The organism is Cobetia sp. Dlab-2-AX, from assembly GCF_024124625.1.
GTDB lineage: Bacteria > Pseudomonadota > Gammaproteobacteria > Pseudomonadales > Halomonadaceae > Cobetia.
The window spans coordinates 15,383-31,607 of sequence record NZ_JAMXRV010000016.1 but is presented as its reverse complement, the minus strand read 5'-3'; the positions used below and the strand labels follow the sequence as shown (position 1 = coordinate 31,607).

The 16,225-nt window shown below is 61.6% G+C and carries 15 protein-coding genes; 8 read left to right on the top strand and 7 right to left on the bottom strand.

Features of this window, described 5'->3' with window-relative positions:
* Window positions 1–174: 174 nt before the first annotated feature.
* Together NH396_RS16935 and NH396_RS16930 are read right to left on the bottom strand one after the other, a co-directional pair.
* The gene (locus NH396_RS16935) at window positions 175–1,428 is read right to left on the bottom strand and encodes a hypothetical protein (protein WP_152478308.1); all 1,254 of its coding nucleotides are present in this window, start codon (window positions 1,426–1,428) and stop codon (window positions 175–177) included.
* Between the two features lie 406 nt (window positions 1,429–1,834).
* Window positions 1,835–4,411 carry an EAL domain-containing protein gene (locus tag NH396_RS16930; protein WP_253065017.1) on the bottom strand — a complete coding sequence of 859 codons (2,577 nt, stop codon included), beginning with the start codon at window positions 4,409–4,411 and terminating at the stop codon, window positions 1,835–1,837.
* 266 nt (window positions 4,412–4,677) lie between these two features.
* On the opposite strand from NH396_RS16930, the gene NH396_RS16925 reads away from it, so the two are divergent.
* Window positions 4,678–6,660: a diguanylate cyclase gene (locus NH396_RS16925; RefSeq protein ID WP_253065016.1), complete on the top strand. Its 1,983-nt coding sequence runs from the start codon at window positions 4,678–4,680 to the stop codon at window positions 6,658–6,660.
* Window positions 6,661–6,861: 201 nt separating this feature from the next.
* Here the strand turns inward: NH396_RS16925 and NH396_RS16920 are convergent, their stop codons facing one another.
* Entirely contained in the window at window positions 6,862–7,449 is a 588-nt protein-coding gene (locus NH396_RS16920) for a recombinase family protein (protein ID WP_176676592.1), read from the bottom strand.
* A gap of 179 nt (window positions 7,450–7,628) precedes the next feature.
* Here NH396_RS16920 and NH396_RS16915 point away from each other — a divergent pair, with 179 nt between their 5' ends.
* From NH396_RS16915 to NH396_RS16905, 3 genes are read left to right on the top strand one after another with little or no spacing between them, the layout of a single operon-like run.
* Window positions 7,629–7,862 (top strand): antitoxin MazE family protein, encoded by a 234-nt coding sequence (locus NH396_RS16915; protein ID WP_152478305.1) that lies wholly within the window; start codon window positions 7,629–7,631, stop codon window positions 7,860–7,862.
* Window positions 7,859–8,080, top strand: coding sequence for a type II toxin-antitoxin system PemK/MazF family toxin (locus tag NH396_RS16910; protein ID WP_253065015.1), 222 nt, complete (start codon window positions 7,859–7,861; stop codon window positions 8,078–8,080). Before NH396_RS16915 ends, NH396_RS16910 begins: the two co-directional genes overlap by 4 nt.
* A complete protein-coding gene (locus NH396_RS16905) occupies window positions 8,077–8,181 on the top strand; it encodes a type II toxin-antitoxin system PemK/MazF family toxin (RefSeq protein ID WP_253065014.1) in 105 nt (34 codons plus the stop codon). The genes NH396_RS16910 and NH396_RS16905 overlap by 4 nt, the downstream gene beginning before the upstream one ends.
* 47 nt (window positions 8,182–8,228) lie before the next feature.
* Here NH396_RS16905 and NH396_RS16900 read toward each other — a convergent pair whose 3' ends face one another.
* The 4 genes from NH396_RS16900 to NH396_RS16885 all read right to left on the bottom strand — a co-directional run bounded on the left by NH396_RS16900 (window position 8,229) and on the right by NH396_RS16885 (window position 11,666).
* The gene (locus tag NH396_RS16900) at window positions 8,229–10,292 is read right to left on the bottom strand and encodes a diguanylate cyclase (protein ID WP_152478304.1); all 2,064 of its coding nucleotides are present in this window, start codon (window positions 10,290–10,292) and stop codon (window positions 8,229–8,231) included.
* 417 nt (window positions 10,293–10,709) lie between these two features.
* Window positions 10,710–11,150: a DUF411 domain-containing protein gene (locus tag NH396_RS16895; protein ID WP_152478299.1), complete on the bottom strand. Its 441-nt coding sequence runs from the start codon at window positions 11,148–11,150 to the stop codon at window positions 10,710–10,712.
* A complete protein-coding gene (locus tag NH396_RS16890) occupies window positions 11,147–11,299 on the bottom strand; it encodes a hypothetical protein (RefSeq protein WP_172977657.1) in 153 nt (50 codons plus the stop codon). Before NH396_RS16890 ends, NH396_RS16895 begins: the two co-directional genes overlap by 4 nt.
* A gap of 73 nt (window positions 11,300–11,372) precedes the next feature.
* Complete coding sequence (locus NH396_RS16885) at window positions 11,373–11,666, bottom strand: hypothetical protein (RefSeq protein WP_253065013.1); 294 nt, start codon at window positions 11,664–11,666, stop codon at window positions 11,373–11,375.
* A gap of 208 nt (window positions 11,667–11,874) precedes the next feature.
* On the opposite strand from NH396_RS16885, the gene NH396_RS16880 reads away from it, so the two are divergent.
* The 4 genes from NH396_RS16880 to NH396_RS16865 all read left to right on the top strand — a co-directional run bounded on the left by NH396_RS16880 (window position 11,875) and on the right by NH396_RS16865 (window position 16,221).
* Window positions 11,875–12,375 carry a plastocyanin/azurin family copper-binding protein gene (locus NH396_RS16880; protein ID WP_152478297.1) on the top strand — a complete coding sequence of 167 codons (501 nt, stop codon included), beginning with the start codon at window positions 11,875–11,877 and terminating at the stop codon, window positions 12,373–12,375.
* A gap of 8 nt (window positions 12,376–12,383) precedes the next feature.
* On the top strand, window positions 12,384–13,049 hold the full coding sequence (locus NH396_RS16875; protein ID WP_152478296.1) for a response regulator transcription factor: 666 nt from the start codon (window positions 12,384–12,386) through the stop codon (window positions 13,047–13,049).
* Window positions 13,030–14,361: a sensor histidine kinase gene (locus NH396_RS16870; RefSeq protein WP_152478295.1), complete on the top strand. Its 1,332-nt coding sequence runs from the start codon at window positions 13,030–13,032 to the stop codon at window positions 14,359–14,361. Before NH396_RS16875 ends, NH396_RS16870 begins: the two co-directional genes overlap by 20 nt.
* 144 nt (window positions 14,362–14,505) lie before the next feature.
* Window positions 14,506–16,221 (top strand): copper resistance system multicopper oxidase, encoded by a 1,716-nt coding sequence (locus NH396_RS16865; protein WP_253065018.1) that lies wholly within the window; start codon window positions 14,506–14,508, stop codon window positions 16,219–16,221.
* The last annotated feature ends 4 nt before the right edge of the window (window positions 16,222–16,225 follow it).

Here is a 16,225-nt window from a genome sequence, read left to right as displayed (position 1 = left end):
GTGGTCGAAAAGCTGAATGACCGTCCTCGAAAGCGACTCGGCTACCGGACACCGGCGCAGGTGTTTCTAGGGGAATACTCAGGTGGGCTGGATACTGCAGGTGCTGCGCTTATTGCTTGAATTCAGGTTTTTTAATGATTAAAAAATAGTATCAATACTAATTAGAGGTACTATTTACCCATGCGCCTCCGCAACGTGCAGCTTCGATACCCACCGCTCTGCGACCTCTGTTGCCGACAGCTCATCCCAGCTCAAAGCCCCCTCTAGAAATATGGCAGTAACCATAGCCTCCAAGTTTGAACTCGTAACTTCTTGAGGCAAGGATCTGGCAATTTTTAGCTCCCAACCTCTGGTTTTAACTTTAGACAGGTAGCTCTCAAGAAACCTGGTGAACAAATGCTCAGCAGCAAAGCTATTGACATACTCTACATGCATATATTCAATTACATCTTTCACCATCCTGATCATAGTATAGTAAGCTTTATCCAGCGGATATGTAACAGCAATATGTCTAAGAACAGCATCCAGTTTGATGTTATGATTTATTTTCAACCTATAGCTCATCCCCAGATACCCAACAACAGCATAAAGCTTCTCAACCCGAACATCATTTACTAGACGCCTAATATCTTCAATATCATCAATTGTTACACATCCTTCGACCACATCACCGTTTACTGCCTGCATAAAGTCACTGATATCATATAAACCATCAGGCAAGTTAATATAGAAACCTGGCTGAGGAATACCCCTGAGCCCTGCATTGGAGAGCAAAGATTTCTTTTCGGCACTCCCGCCTCTTAAGCGAGCATATGCCGTTACAGCCTCGTCTCCCATTGGCTCGACGCGCCTGACGGCCTTCCTAGCAACCAAAGAGTTGAGAGCTTCAGCATCTATACTCTTAAAGCCAGACCAGCCAAACCCACCAGCCCCGAGCTTCAAAGGTCCATCGCCATCATAATTCATAGTGAGAATTGCCAGAAGAAACACTTTATCCAGATACTTAAGATCTGAATACTCATAGCCCTCTACTGACAAAGATGACTCCAAGTACTCAACAAGCTTCTTCTCACATTCCTCGTCAAACTTCTCTCTCTGCTCTTGCAAACAATTTTTACAGGTCCCCCTCTTCCCCTTGAGAGCCTCTTTATACTTCATCCTGCTTGACAACAAAACCACATCCCCACAAGAACCACATAGCCCCACACCTCCTGGCGCACAAAACCCAGAACCTTTTTTAATTATAACTCTAATATCTCCCTCACGCAGACCATGCCTCTCTGAAACTCTAGAAACTGAGTAGGCAAAGCCACCGTTTACACCGCCATCATCCGTCACCAACCAATAGTCATTTATTACCTCAACCTCTTCAGATGACAAGTCGCCGAAATAGCAAATGAACCCAACTTCATTATCATTCTTCATCACGTTCAACTCAAACACACCATGGAAATGACAATATAGGCGCAGCCATATGCTAGGTCAAACAGCACATAGACCATGCGCCTGTTAAGAAATGAATGATGAATGGCGAGAGGGAGAGCCAGAGAGGCAGAGGATCAGAGAGAGGGACGGAGGGAGCCGATCGAAGAATCATATACTTTAGGACTAGGAGGTTTCTAACAGGCTGGGGCATTTACTATTGTATATATGATAGAATAAAGAGGTCCGCTATCGGCCAAAAGCGGACTAACCCTCGGGGGCTATTATAGTTGGATTAAACCTTTCCCCCATCTGAATGGTTGCATTCCACCACAAGAAAACCTTGGTTTTCTTTACATGATGGCCAGAGAGAGGGCCATAGGACACTGCTGAAGAGGCCCCGCGACCTACCTCATAGCCCCACAGGTACCGGAAGCTGCCCGGTAAGCTCTATGATGGCCTCCCGCGGCATCGGCCTGGCGAAGTAGAACCCCTGCAGCAAGTCGCAGTTGCGGCGGATCAGGTCCTGCTGCTGCTCCCGCTCCTCGATGCCTTCGGCCACCACCGTCAGGTCCAGGTGATGGGCCATGGTGATGATGCCTTGCACGATGGCGGCGTTGCTGCGGCTGGTGGCAATGTCCTGGATGAAGGCCCTATCGAGCTTGACCTTGTGGATCGGCAGGTCGCGCAGGTAGCTGAGGCTGGAGAAGCCGGTACCGAAGTCGTCCAGCGCGACCCGGATCCCCAGCGCCTTGAGCTCGTTGATCAGCGTGATGGCCTGCTCGGCGCCGTCAAGCAGCACACTCTCGGTGACCTCCAGTTCCAGTAGCTCGGGCGGCAAGTCGGCATCGTCCAAAGCCGCCTTCACGTCGGCCAGGAAGCCGTCACGGCGAAACTGCAGTGAGGAGATGTTCACGGCAACCGGCCCCCCGAGCCCGCCTGCGGCACGCATCGCCGCGGCGTCCTGGCAGGCACGTCGTAGGATCCAGCGCCCCAGGGGAATGATCTGGCCGGTCTGCTCGGCCAGCGGGATGAACACCCCAGGCGAGATCATCCCACGCTCGGGGTGGTGCCAACGGATCAGGGCCTCCATGCCGCGGATACGTCCGTTCACCGCCTCCACGATCGGCTGATAGTAGAGCTCGAATTGATCTTGGCGCAGTGCCGTGTGCAGATCGTGTCGCAACAGCACCGCCTCTTCGGTACCGCGATGTTGGTCGCCCTGATACCAGTACCAGGTATTACGCCCCTGCTGCTTGGCATCGCCGACCGCCAGATCGGCACGCTGCATCAGCTCATAGGCATACGCCACGCTCTCACAGTTGCAGGCGATGCCGATGCTGGCACTGATGTGCAGGGCACGGTCCTCGATCAAGAACGGCTGCGCCAGAGCACTCAGCACGTCCTCGGCCATCTCGACCCCGGCCTGGCGGCTGTCGAGGCCAGGCAGTAGCAAAGCAAACTCGTCGCCGGTCATACGAGCCAGGCTCGCGTCACCGTCCACCACCTGACGCAGACGCTCGCTGACCGCCACCAACAACTGGTTGCCGATGTGATAGCCCAGGCCGTCGTTGACAGCCTTGAAGCCGTCCAGGTCGAGATGCATCACCACCAGCAGCCCCTGATCCTCCTGAACCCGCTCGAAGGCCGCCTGAAGGTGTTCATCGAAGGCGGTGCGGTTGGGCAGGCCGGTGAGCAGGTCATGGGTTGCCTGGTGGGCGATCTGCGCTTCCTGTTCGCGCTGCCGGGTGATGTCCTGCTGGATGCCGATGTAGTGCGTGCAGGCACCGTCGGCATCGAACACCGGGCTCAGCGAGAGGTGGTTCCAGAAGGGCGTGCCGTCCTTGTGATAGTTGCGCAGGGTAGTCTCGGTGGACTGTCGCTCGATGATCGCCCGGCGAATGACAGCAAGCGCCTCGGGGTCAGTGTCTGGCCCCTGCAGGAAGCGGCAGTTGCGGCCCAGCACCTCCAGAGGCGTGTATCCAGTGAGGCGATAGAAGGCCTCGTTGGCATACACCAGGGGCATGTCGGGCTGGGTCGCGTCGGCCATGACCACGCCGTTGGGGGTGGCCTGGATGCCTCGCTCCAGTAGAAGGCGATCCTCTTCCTCCTGCTTGCGGGCGGTGATGTCACGGCAGACGCCGTATACCCCCACCACCTCGCCATCCACCGAGACCGGGAAGTTGAGGATCTCCAGCCGATAGGGGTGCCCATCGCGGTGGGTGCCCATGGTTTCGTACTGGTGCGACCCGCCCTGTCGGGCAATATCGAACCCGGCCAGGGTCAGCTCGCGATACTCAGGCTCAATGAACTCGTTGAAGTGCCGGCCAATCAAGGCGTCTTCGGGATACCCCGTGATCCGTGTCAGCGCGGCATTACCCCGCTGGAAGTGACCCTCCAGGTCGAACTCGTAGACCCCGTCGGGGTGGTTCACGAACAACGAGCGGTGCCATTCGGAGAGGGCTCGGTGGCTGGAGGCATCGCGGTCACGCAGGATCGCCAGTGCCACCAGCGCCGCGGCCTGCTTCATGCGCCGACGACCAGTATCGGTAGGCTGCTTTGGCTCGCGGAAGTAGATGCCGAAGGTGCCCAGCAACTCACCTTCGGCGGTCAGCACAGGATTGGACCAGCAGGCTCTTAGCCCTTCTCGATCGGCAGCATCGCGAAACGGCGTCCAGCGCGGGTCGTTGCGAATGTCCTCGGTGACCACTGGCTCGCGGCAGAAGGCCGCGCTGCCGAAGGAAGCCGCATCGGGCCCGATGGGCACCGCTTGAAGGCACTCTTCGTAGGCCCTGGAGAAGCGCTGGCTGGGGATGAGGCTCAGGGTCTGACGGCGGGAATCGAAGCGCATGAAGGCCACGATGCCATCTGGCAACAGGATCTCGATCCAGCGGGCAATGGCATCCAAAGTCTCCTCGAGCGGCACCTGCTTCGCGATCCGTTCATGAACGTCCTGCTGCGCCTCCATCAGCGCTAATTCGTTAAGCACTACCGTGCCTCCATGCCGCCTTTCTCCTGGGGGTACGTGCGCTCTGGTTCACTTACCACCCTCCATGGGAAGGATAGTGGCCGAGCCGGTCCTGACGGGCAAGGTACACGCGCCTCACGAGCCATATCGTCTACCGAAGATGACGCTACGAGGCTTTTGCTGGATACTTGCGCGCGCTCGGCGAGCAGGCATGCCTCGCCTTGCTCCTGACGTCGTGAACTCTTCGCCTGCACGGATTGCGGCTGACCTGCTTCGAGGCTCCGCCATTGATCATTAAAGCGTTCTGGGCCCGCCTGACGGTGGCGGTCCTGCTCCCTGTATCCCTGGTCACCCTGACCCTGACGCCGATCGTCGTCTCGCACCTGGAAGAGCGAGTCGACGGTACGCGCCGGTCGGCAGAAGCCCTGCTCGCGTCTGAATACGACCTGCTCCTGCGCGGCATGAATGAAAGCTTCAACCAGGTGCTGGCCACCGCCGAGTACCCGCTGCTCAGACGTTTCCTGTCCCGTCAGGACGCTGCCGAAACACCGACATGGGGCCTGGCGGCGCAAAGCGACTGGGAGCAGCTGGAGGCCCTGTTCGATACCCTGCTGACGCACTTCGGCCGCTATACGCGCCTGGCGGTGGTCGACACTGAGGGGCGTGAGTGGGTGGCCACCTCTACGGTCCCGCTGCTACCACGGCCACCGGTGGTCGACCATGGCACCTCGACCGCCTTCCTTCAGGCCATGGCCCTGCAGGCGCGGGACCTGTATGTCTCTTCCCCTCACCTCGGCGCCTCCGGTGCAGAGCAAACGCCGGTGACCACCGTCATCGATATCGCCACGCCGATCGTCGGTGATCAGGGCGAGCGCCTGGGCGTGCTGCTGTTCACCCTCGACTGGTCACGCCTCACCGCCTCATTGCCGCATGCCCGCGAGAGCCGCGGCGAGGCCCTGTTGGCGGGAGCCCAGGGGCGATGGCTCTTGCCCGATACCGACGGCCAGGAGGCGCGCTTCGGCCAGCCCGTGGCCACACACTGGCCAGCGGCCTGGAGCGCGATGTCCGACCGCAACCAGGGTACCGTCACCCTGGAGAACCACCTGCTCGCCTTTCGCAGCCACGATCTGCGCACCCAGCACTATCGCAGCCAGGCCGGCACCATCATCAGCGACCCGGGTACCCAACCCTGGCGACTCGGCATCCTGATGCTGCGCCCGACGCTCTGGGGGCTACTCAAGGAGAACCCGGTGCAGCCGCTGGCCATCACCTTGGTCTACCTGTTGTCAGTGGCCTTCGGGCTGTTCTGGGTCCTCAGCAACCACCGGCTCCGCGGGCTACGGCAGCGTGCATTGCTGTTCTCTCGCGAGGCCCGCCAGTATGCCAACGAGGTACAGGACCTCTACGAGCACGCCCCCTGTGGCTATCACTCCCTGGACAGCGATGGCCGGGTCATCAAGATCAACCGCACCGAGCTGGAGTGGTTGGGCTATCGCGCTGACGAGGTGATCGAGAAACGCCGCTACCGGGACTTCGTGACCCCGGAGACCCGCGCGGCCTTCGATGCCGCCTTCCGCCAAGTGCTGGGGGAAGGCCAGGAGGGCAGTGCCGAGTGCGAGCTGCAGTGTCGCGATGGCACTCGTCTGCCGATGGCGATTCAGGCCACCGCCCAGGTCACCGACGACGGCTTCCAGTATTCCCGTGCCATGGTGTTCGACCTCAGCGAGCGCAAAGCGCTGGAAGAGCGATTGGAACGACAGGCGCTCGCCGACCCGCTCACCGGCCTCGGCAACCGCCGCGCCCTGGAGGACCAAGCCGCCATGGAGATCGCCCGCGCCGAGCGCAGCGGGGCGCCGCTGTCGCTGATCGCCGTCGACCTCGACCACTTCAAGCGCATCAACGATACCTATGGCCACGACGTGGGCGATATGGTGCTGCAGGCCTTCGCCAAGCTGGCCCGCCAGGTGCTGCGTGATGGTGATGTGCTGTGCCGCATGGGCGGTGAAGAGTTTGCCGTGCTGCTGCCCGATACCCACCGCGAGCAGGCCCTACAGGTCGCCGAGCGCCTCCGCGAGGCGGTTGCCACCACCCCCGCCCAGGTCGGCCAGGACGCCACGGAAGACGGCACACTGGCCTACACCGCCTCACTGGGCGTGACGCTGGTGTGTGCCGGGGAGACCACCCTGAAACCGGCCATCAAGCGTGCCGACCAAGGGCTCTACGCCGCCAAGGAGACAGGGCGCAACCGTGTGGAATGGGAAGAGGCCTGACCCCTGACGAAAAATGCCCCTGGTGACGGGACCGACACCAGGGGCAAACAAGGGCAAATAATCAGGGAAGCGCCTCTGGCCAGAGGCGCAGTGCCAATGCCTACGCAGGGGCAAGCTTGCTGAACATTAGCACCCTCACATGATGCCCCGAGTGTCGCTTCATTCCCACCCCAGGCCCGAGGCCCTCCACCACACAGCGTGTCAGGAGTCGGCTGCTCGGCGCTCCGAGGCTTCGGAGTGACTGGCCTTCAAGGCGGCATAGAGGGCTGTCTTGCTGACCTTGATCCGGGCGGCGGCCTCACGGACGTTCAGCCCATTCGCCAGGTGCTCCCTCGCCCGCTTCAGCTTGTCGTCGGTGACGACGGGCTTGCGTCCTCCTTTGCGCCCACGAGCGGCGGCAGCGGCCAGTCCCGCCTTGGTGCGATCACGGATCAGGTCGCGCTCGAACTGCCCCAGGGCGCCGAACACATGGAAGATTAGCCGCCCACCCGGCGTGGTGGTATCGATGGCTTCGGTCAGCGACCGGAAGCCGACACCACGCGCCTCCAGGGTGCTGACCACCTCGATCAGATGCGGCAGCGAGCGTCCCAGCCGATCCAGTCGCCATACGACCAGCACATCCCCCTCGCGTAGGAACTCCAGGGCCGCCGTCAGGCCGGGGCGTTCCGCCTGGGCCCCGGAGACGGTGTCATCGAAGATTCGCTCGCACCCTGCCTTGAGAAGCGCATCGGTCTGCAAAGCGGAGTCCTGCTCCGCCGTCGAGACCCGCGCATAGCCGATCAGTGCCATGGACCGCCCTTTTGTCCGCTTATCCGTCCGTCTATCTTATTGTCCGCAAACCCATCCTACAAGCTTATTCTCGGACACTGTCCGGCTTGGCCGCCTAACGATCGTTTTCTGGACACCCTTCGTTGCATGTAACGGAAGGGAGCGCCACCCTGTTACATGAAACGAAAGGAGGATTCGCCATGGTGGCAACCGACAACGTGAACAACCGGGTGAAAAGGCACCGTGCTGCTTTGCGAGCGGCCGGCCTGCGCCCGATCCAGATCTGGGTACCGGATACCCGCCAACCCGGCTTCGCCGAAGAAGCCCGCCGTCAGTGCGCTGCCGTTGCGGCTGCCGACGCCCGGGATCAGGATCTGCAGGACTTCATGGATGCCGCCCTCCTGGACCTGGACGACGACGAGTGTGACGCATGAGGCGTGGCGACCTGGTGACCATTGCCCTGTCAGGTGACTTCGGGAAGCCGCTTCCCGCCCTCATCATCCAGTCGGATCAGTTTGCTGGAACCGGCAGTGTGACGGTGTTGCTGCTCTCCAGCACCCGAGTCGATGCCCCGCTGATCCGTCTCGATGTGGAGCCCACCCCCGACAATGGCTTGCAGCGACGCTCCCAGATCATGGTGGACAGCCCATGACAGTGAAGCGAGAGAGGGTAGGAGAGGCCTTCGGCCACCTCGACGACAGCACCATGGTCGCCATCAACAGAGCGCTGGCCGTCTTCCTGGGCTTCGCGTGAGGGAGAGGGTGTACCGCTTGGTTTATTTACGTCGCTGGACACACTTTTCAGCCCACTTTGCCCGTTGACTCGTCGAGGTCAGTCATAGCAGGCTCTTCGCTATCAAGTATCACCCTGTCACGACCACCACGTTTGGCCCGGTAACTGGCAGCATCGGCGCGGTCGAGAACAGCCTTGATTGACTCCTCACCTGATTGGAAGTGGCTCACGCCGATGCTGGCAGTCACGTACCAGCGCTTATCCCCTTGTTCCACGGGGCAAGACCCAATCTGCTCTCGCAGTGCCTCGGCGAGAACCAGCGCCTGATCGGGGCTACAACCACTCAGTAGCACGGCAAACTCATCCCCGCCCTGGCGAGCGGCATGATCACTGCTTCGCACCACGCTGCGCACTGCGTCCGCCACCTGCTGCAGCATGCGGTCGCCTAGTGCATGCCCCCCCTGGTCATTGACCGGCTTGAAGTGATCGAGGTCGAAGAGCAGTACCGCTGTCGGCGTGCCAGTCTTCTGCCACTCCACCAGGGCTTCTTCAAGATAGCGTGTCAGGCCACGTCGGTTGAGTAGTCCGGTCAGCGGATCGTGCTCGGTCTCCCAGCGGCGCAGAGCGTTTTCATGGCGGTCCTGGGTGATATCGCGCACCATCCCGACGATACCGATGAACTCACCTTCGACATGAATCGCTCCAGCATGTACGTCCAGCCAGCGCGGGATACCTTCAGCACCCAGGAGGCGGAACTGGCGCATGAAGTCGCAGCGGCCGGCCAGGCTTTGATGCCAGGCCTCTATCACGGCTGGACGGTCCTCAGCATGGATCCGTTTACCCCAGGTATCCATATCGAGCGATTCATCACCTCCCAGAAGCTCCTCGAGGGCAGCATTGATGAAGGTCACCTGCCCTCTCGAGTCCGTGACGAACATCCCTTGAGGCGAAGCGGCCAAGGTGCCTCGCAACAAGGCCTCACGCTCCGCCAGATCCTGCAAGTTGCCCCGTCGCTCGCGCTCGGTCTCGTTGATCACATCAATGACCCGGCGCAGCTCAGGCATGTGCGTAGGAATTTCCAGCAGATAACGCCGTTCATTCTGAAGCTCACGGACCTGCTCTGCCAGGCGTGTCAGTGGACGAAGCGTCAACCAGATCAGCCCCCCGACCAAGGGTAGAACCAATACCAGCGCCCCCCAAGCATGGAAGGAGATGCGTTGCATACCGGCCACCAGCGGCGCCTCGGCCTGCGACTGTGGCAGGTGCACGCCCACGATCCAGCCGGCTGGCCAGATCTGACGATACGCTACCAGCTGGGCTTCACCGGTGACTGCCTTGCCGGCGCTTTCCCCCTCCCAGCCGTACAGTGCTCGTTCGAGCACCGGAGAAAGCTGCTCTGGAAGGGCAACGATAGGCTGCTCCTGATCAGGGTGAAATAGCCGCTTGCCGGACGCGGTGGTAATGGTGACATACCCACCGTCGCCCAGGCGCAGCCGCTCGAAGCTCTTGAAGAGTCGGCTCTCATTGATGTTGACCAGGCCTCCCAAAAAGCCGGTGTAGCGTCCCGCGCCGTCTCGCAACGGGACCAGCATCATCACCAAAGGAGATCCGGTGATGCGCCCCACGAAAGGCTCGCTGACGTACGGGCGCCGGAAAGCATGCATGAAACGCGCATACTCTCGATCGGGGAAGCTGGCCCCCACCCGGCCGTCACCGATAGGCCAAGCGTCTACAACTCGTGTGTCGCGATCGAAAAGAGTGAGACCTTCGAAGAGGGGAGACAAGGAGTGTCCATGCTGGGCATCAAGGGCACCACGGACTGGTTCAGGAATCTGCTTCGCTAACTGCTCCAACTCATCCAGACGCTCATCGACCTGATAGGTGATGGAATTGCTGATCAGCTCAGCTTCATAACGCAGGTGCTGGTGGTTGGTCTCGTCCACCAAGATACGACCCGCTTGCCAGCCGAGGGTCAGAAGCGTCACGCACAACACCCCCCACAGCATCGCGGCGCCAACCAGCAAGCGTCCACGCAGAGTCATCAGAGGGAGCTTGAGAGGGAGTTTCAGGAGACCCAAAATTTCGGTGTCAGCACCAGGTCTCTTTGCATTAGAACTTGATGTCATCAGCATTATGCTGCACCAGAATATCTCTAGCCGCCAGAGCCCCCACCCTCCTCAGACAAAAAGCCCCTGGTGACGGGGAGGCACCAGGGGCAAAATAATCAGGGAAGCGCCTCTGGCCAGAGGCGCAGTGCCAATGCCTATGCAGATGCAAGGCTGCTTAACATTAGCAGCCTCAAATGATGCCCTGATCGCTGCCTCAAGGCCTCCCACCCGTAGGCCAAATAACAGACAAAAACGCCCCTTTTCTTGAAATAGAAAAAATTACGCAATTTCTTTACGCAAAACCGCCCCGCCAGGGCCTCCTGGAGGGGCGGTCGGCGTGCGTAAAGAAAACGACCATATTGCATACAGCCGCTATCGGCCAAAAGCGGACATCATGCCCGGGCGAGTCAGCACCCGGGCAGTCGCTATCACCTTGCGACGTTACAGCGTCATGTATGGCTGGGCTTCTCCGGCGCGAAACTGGTAGACATTCCAGTCATCCTGCTTCGGTCCCGGCATACCCGGTGTGCCGATGGGCATGCCCGCAAGGCCGATGCCATCGGTATCGGGCTGCTCTTCGAAGAGCCTTTCCACCGCCGCGAAGGGCACGTGTCCCTCGATGACATACTCACCCATCTCGATGGTATGGCAGGAGCCCAGTCCGTAGGGCAGTCCGACTCGCTCCTTGACCTGACCGATCGGGACGTCGTCGACGATGGCGACCTCGACGCCGAGCGCCTCAAGCTGGCGGGCATACTCATCGCAGCAGCCACACTGGGGGTTCTTGTAGAGCGTCGCCGCATTGGGCAAGGCCGCCTGGGCGGTGCCGGCACCGATCAGCAGTGCAGAGGAGGCAAGCAGAGTGGGGACAAGGCGTTTCATGAGCGATCCTCCCGGGAACGACGAGACGTGAAGAGATACTTGACGAGAGTAGCGATGCCGAGGCCGAGCAGAAGCATGACACTCAGAGGCATCAGCCAGCCCATCCAGCCCATTGAACCCATCAGGGCAAAGCAATCGTTGGCGTACATGATGTGACTCCTGACGAAAGTTAGGGAGCACCGATAACGAGCCAATATGTCGTTACCGGGAAGTCGAGCGACGTCAGGATCTGGGAGGTTCTCGGGGTGGTGCAGCGATGAACTCAACCACGGCCGGGTCGGCAAGAGCGTCTGGAGGGACGCGGGGGACAGTCGGCGTGGCGGTCAATGCCGCACAGGCGCCGCAATCGGCGTTGGCGTGATCGAGCATCTCGACCTGGGAGGTACCGCAGTCGACGGCGCAGTCATCCATAGACGCATGACCGGGCAGGCTGGCGACCAGCAGCAGAGCCGCGAGCAGCAGCGCCAACAGGCGTACTCCTCGGAGGTGCAGCAGGCAGCGAACATTGCAGGTCATTCGGTCATCCTCATGGTCGAGTCCCCATTCTGCCTCGGTGGCCGTGTCGTCCAACATGATCCAGGACAAGGGATTCGGCATGGTCTTTATCAGAGCCTTGGATGCTACAACCTACGTGTAACACAAGAGTCAAGGGGTTTCGAGTTCAGTCTCATTTCAGGTTGCTGCAGTATAACCAAGGCTCCACTGATACGATCAAAGAGGTTACATGATGCGTAAGTCTCTGCTGGCCATCACCCTTGGCCTGGCCGCCACTTCCGCCCTTGCTGCCGGTGAACATGGTGGCTCCCATTCCTCCACGCCTGATGCCGAGATCGACCGCACCATCCAGGTCGAGGCCGGTGACATGTGGTTTGATCCCGAGACACTCGGCATCACCGCTGGAGAGACTGTGCGCTTCAAGGTAGTCAACACCGGCAACCTGAAGCACGAATTCGTGATCGGCGATGCCGCAGCCCAGGAAGCGCACCGCGAGATGATGCAGGCTATGGGAGACAGTGGTCATGGTGACGGCCACGACGGCCATGGCGGCCATGACATGGCGGAAGGTGCCCATGGCGGCGCTATGCCGGCGGTGACCATCGCCCCCGGCGACACCGCAGAGCTGGTGTGGACCGCCCCCGCTGACGTGGAGTCGCTCGTCTATGCCTGTAATATCCCTGGGCACTACGAATCCGGCATGGCCGGGGAGATCCAGCTAGGCAAGTGAGCCGACGCATGAAGCTCTTGCTACTCGAAGATGACGACTTGCTGGCCGAGAGCCTCGCCGAATCCCTCAAGGACAACGGTTACCGGGTCGATTTGGCCGCGTCCCTGAGAGACGCCGAGGCGCTCTCGACCACCGAGACGTACGCGCTGGCGATCATGGACCTGGGCCTTCCCGATGGCTCGGGTCTCGACCTGCTCAGGCGGTGGCGCCAGTCGGGCCGGGACCTGCCGGTGCTGATCCTGACGGCTCGGGACACCTGGGAAGACAAGGTCGTCGGGCTCGAAGGCGGCGCGGATGACTACTTGACCAAACCCTTCCACGAAGCCGAGCTTGTCGCCCGGGTCAAGGCGCTGTTACGCCGCCAGTCGGGGCGACTCTCCCATCAGTTGACGCTGGGTGGCGTTGCCCTGGACGAGGCCAACCAGTGCGTCCGAGTGGCCGATGGTACCTGGCACCCCCTGACAGGCACCGAGTTCGTGCTGCTGCGCTACTTCATGCACCATCCGGGACGGGTGCTCTCCAAGGAGCACCTGCTCAACCAGCTCTACGCCCTGGAGCAGGACGCCGCGGCCCCCAACCTCATCGAGGTCTATATCGCGCGGCTACGCCGCTACCTGGGCAAATCAAGCATCCAGACCCGTCGCGGCCAGGGCTATGTCTTCGTTGCGGATTGACCGACGCAGCCTGCGTCTCCGCTTGCTGGCCTGGCTGTCGGGTATCGCCCTGCTGGTCACCGGGCTGACCTGGCTGCTGCACGGGATCCTGCTCAACGACCTGGCGCGGGACTTCCTGGGGGAACGGCTCGAACGCGAGGCCGATCACGCCATCGAGCAGCTGCGCCGCGATCATCTGGCCACCGCGCGGGTCCTGGACTCCGCCAGTCGCGGCTTCGCGATTTTCCACCACCTCTATGTGTTGCGCCTGGGCGATGAGGTCTCGGCCTCCCATCCGCGTTGGCAGGAGGCACTGCGACCACTGCTGGACAGTGGCGAGTCGCTGGCCGAGGTGCGTGAGGCGGGTCAGCACCTGCTGGTCTTTCGCCAGCCCTTCACCCTCGACAATCAACCCGGGGTGCTGCTGATAGGGGAGGATTTCTCCCGAGTGGAGGCGGGACTGCACCGCCTGCACTGGTGGGTCGGCGGCATCGCCGCCAGCCTGCTGCTCCTGCTGGGGGTGCTCAACCTGCTAGCCGTCAGCCGAGGAATGGTGCCGCTGTCGCGGCTGCGCGACCAGCTCGGCGAGCTGCAGGCCGGCAGGCGCGATCGTCTCTCTCTGGACGTCCCCTCCGAACTCGACAGTCTGGTCGGGCAGCTTAACCGCTTCATGGACGAGATCGATGCTCGCCTGCAGCGCTCCCGTGAGTCGGTCGCCAACCTCTCCCACGCGCTGAAGACACCCCTGGCCGCGGTCATTCAGGTGCTGCGGGGCTCGCGCCCCATCGATGCCACGCGTCGCCAACGCCTGGTGGAACGCCTGGAGGAGATTCACGCCCAGCTCGATGTTGAACTTCGACGCTCGCGCATCGCGGGGCCCAATGTCGGGCGCCTTGCCGATCCATACCGCGACGCCAGCAGACTGATCGAGATGTTCCGGACCCTTTACCCGGCCAAGCGCTTCACCCTGGAGGTAGCCGAAGGCACCGGACAGCGCATTCCCATCGAGTCTCAGGACCTGTCAGAGATGATCGGTATCGTGCTGGACAACGCCGGCAAATGGGCCAACCAAGAGGTTCACTGCGAGATAGTGATGGAGGAGGGTCTCGTCCTGCGTGTCGAGGATGATGGGCCCGGCGTGCCGGACGACGACGTGGCCTGCCTGGGGGAACGCGGGTGGCGCCTGGACGAGTCACACCCCGGCTATGGGCTGGGCCTGTCGATCCTGAACCAGCTCTTGAAACGCTATGGCGGGAATGTCCAGTTCGGACACAGTCCCCTGGGCGGTCTGAGCGTGGAAATTCACGTGCCCTTTGCAAAGGATGCGCCGTAACCTGGCATTTTCAGGCGTGATTCAGCTTGCCCCGTCATGATGTCGCCTTCTGACATCGACGGGAGTCACAGATGGCACGTTCCAGCGTAATCACGCCCCCGCTGTCGCGCCGACGGCTGCTCAAGGGGGGGTGCCGCCCTAGGCATCGGCTCGGCAGCCGCCCTTGGCCTACGCCCTGCCTGGGCCAATCCATGGGGGCAGACCAATACCTACGCCAAGGGGATCGAGGAAGGCCCGGAGGTGGCGCTGGCCATCCGTCGCGAGTCGCTTGAGATCGATGGTCAGGCGGCGCGGCCCTACACCATCAACGGCGAGAGCCCCGGGCCGATGATCCGCCTCAAGGAGGGCCAAGATGCCGTACTCAGGGTGACCAACCTGCTCGATGAGCCGACGTCCATCCACTGGCATGGCCTGATCCTGCCGCCCGACCAGGATGGCGTTCCCGGCGTCAGCTTCGCCGGCATCGCCCCCGGTGAGACCTTCACCTACCGCTTCCCGGTACGCCAGAACGGTACCTACTGGTACCACAGTCACTCCGGCCTTCAGGAGCAGCTCGGCCATGCCGGGCCACTGATCATCGACGCCGCCGAGCGCGAACCCTTCCGCTATGATCGCGAGCACGTGCTGCTGCTCACCGACTGGACCTTCGAGGATCCCATGGCGGTGTTCCGCAACCTCAAGACCGCCGAGGGGTACTACAACTTCCAGGAACGCACTATCGGCGACTTCTTCGCCGACGTGCGCGAGAAGGGCTTTGCGGCGACGGCGGAGATGCGCGGCATGTGGGCCAAGATGCGCATGAGCTCACGCGACATCGCCGACGTCACCGGCAGCACCTACACCTACCTGCTCAATGGCCACTCTCCCGAGGAGAACTGGACGGCGCTGTTCAAGGCCGGCGAACGGATCCGCCTTCGGGTCATCAATGGCTCGGCAATGTCCTACTTCGACGTACGCATCCCAGGGCTCAAGATGACCGTGGTGGCCGCCGACGGTCAGCCGGTGCAGCCGGTCCCGGTGGACGAGTTCCGCATCGGGGTGGCCGAGACCTACGACGTGCTGGTCGCCCCCGAGGACGACACCGCCTATACGATCTTCGCCGAATCGATGGATCGCAGCGGCTATGCCCGCGCGACCCTGGCACCGCGGGAGGGCATGGCCGCGGAGATCCCCGAGCGTCGCAGGATCGCCGACCGCGGCATGGAGGCCATGGGTGCCCATGGCATGGACCACTCCAGCATGTCCGACAGTGACATGGAGGGCATGGATCATTCCAACATGTCCGGCGATGACAGGGAGGGCATGGATCATTCCGAGATGGACCATGGCGGCAGCATGGCGAGGGAATCCGCCAAGACCCGCGGGAACGGCATGCTGGCGGCGGGAGAGGCCCAGCCGGGCTCGCGCTATGACCAGGCCGGCATCGGCATCGATCCCAACGCACGCCGCACCCTGGTCTACCGCGACCTCAAGGCCTTCACCCCCTGGCCCGACCGCCGTGAACCCGGCCGCGAGCTGGAGCTACACCTCACCGGCAACATGGAACGTTACATGTGGTCCTTCGACGGCAAGACGTTCAGCGAGGTAACGGGCCCCATTCACTTCGAGAAGGACGAGCGGCTGCGCCTGATCCTGGTCAACGACACCATGATGGAACACCCCATCCACCTTCACGGCATGTGGATGGAGCTGGAGAACGGCCAGGGCGAGCTGATCCCGCGCAAGCACACCCTGAACATCAAGCCCGGCGAGCGCGTCTCGGCGTTGATCACCGCTGATGCCGAGGGCAGCTGGGCCTTCCACTGCCACCTGCTCTATCACATGGACGCCGGCATGTTCCGGGTCGTCAAGGTCGCGTAAGGAG